The organism is Actinomycetospora sp. (assembly GCF_055612215.1).
Window position 1 is genome coordinate 1 of the sequence record NZ_JBVPVA010000588.1, and the last position, 1273, is coordinate 1273.

Genomic DNA, 1273 nt, shown 5'->3' on the forward strand with positions numbered 1-1273 from the left:
CGTCGCCACGGCCTCGCCGTGCAGGCGGCAGAGGTGCGCGCCCACGGCGAGCCGGTCGGCGCGCCGCGCGAGGCCCCGGCCGGCCGTGCGGACCAGGCGCGCCTCGGTCGTCCGCGCGGCGAAGGCGTAGAGCCGCCAGCCGAGCGCGTAGCGCCGGCTCGCCGGGTCGCGCTCGACCAGCCCCTCCTCGGCGAGGACGGCGAGGGCGCGCGACACCTGGCTCTCGGTGCGGTCGGTCAGCGCCGCGAGCCGGGTGACCCCGAGGCCGGAGGCCTGCGCCTCGGGGCCGGCGAGGGCGGCGAGCAGCGCGACGTCGCGCCGCGACCCGGCCCCTGCGTCCACCCGTCCACCTCACCAGCGCCCTTGCGCTCACCGCAAGCCGACCTTGTCGGGTGGCTCGGGTCGGGCGTGCACTCGCACCTCGGCGACCCCCCGGTCGCCGGAGGAGGAACCGCACGTGAAGATCACCGCGATCCGGGTGACCGAGCACGAGATCGAGCTCGACCCGCCCGTGCACGCCGCGTGGGACCCCGACCCGCGCCGTCGCTTCGCGGCGACGGTCGTGCGGGTCGAGACCGACGAGGGCGTCGTCGGGATCGGCTCGGGCGACACCATGGCGGGCTTCGCGCCCCACGTGGACCACTTCCTCGGCACCGACCCGCTGGCGATCGAGCCCCAGGTCCGGCGGATCGAGTCGATCGCGTTCCACGGCGGGCGGTTCTGGCCGCTCGAGGTGGCGCTGTGGGACATCGTCGGGCAGGTGGCGGGGCTGCCGGTCTCGGTGCTCCTCGGCGGCGTGGCCGACCGGCTGCCGGTGTACGCGTCGTGGTGCTCCGTGCAGGCCCCGGAGCGCCGGGCGGAGGACGCCGCCGAGCTCGTCGGCCACGGCTTCCGCGCGGTCAAGATCCGGGTCGACCCGCGCGACCCGGAGCCCGGCGTGGCCTCCGTCGCCGCGGTCCGGGAGGCGGTGGGGGAGCGGATCGACGTCCTCGTCGACCTCAACCAGGCCTGGCGCATGCCCGGGGACACCCGCCCCGCCGTCGAGCTGGTGGAGATCCGCCGGCTCGTGCGCCGGCTCGCGGAGTACGCGCCGGGCTGGATCGAGGAGCCGCTGCCGTACGCGGACGTGGCCGGCCACCGGCTGTTGCGCGCGGACAACCCCGGGCTGCGGATCGCGTCGGGGGAGATGCTCGACGACGCCGCGCAGGTGCGCGCGCTCGTGGAGGCCGACGCCCTCGACGTCGTGCAGACCGACGTCGTGCTGTCGCTCGGG

The 1273-nt window shown here is 77.1% G+C and carries 2 protein-coding genes; one reads left to right on the top strand and one right to left on the bottom strand.

The features are described 5' to 3' along the window. Window positions 1-342 (bottom strand): helix-turn-helix domain-containing protein (locus tag AC0CYZ_RS16115; protein ID WP_472217089.1); only part of this gene is annotated, 342 nt, incomplete at its 3' end. 115 nt (window positions 343-457) lie between these two features. Between AC0CYZ_RS16115 and AC0CYZ_RS16120 the strand changes: the two genes are divergently transcribed. Then, window positions 458-1273, top strand: an 816-nt coding sequence (locus AC0CYZ_RS16120; protein WP_472217091.1) for a mandelate racemase/muconate lactonizing enzyme family protein, incomplete at its 3' end; no start/stop codon positions are given.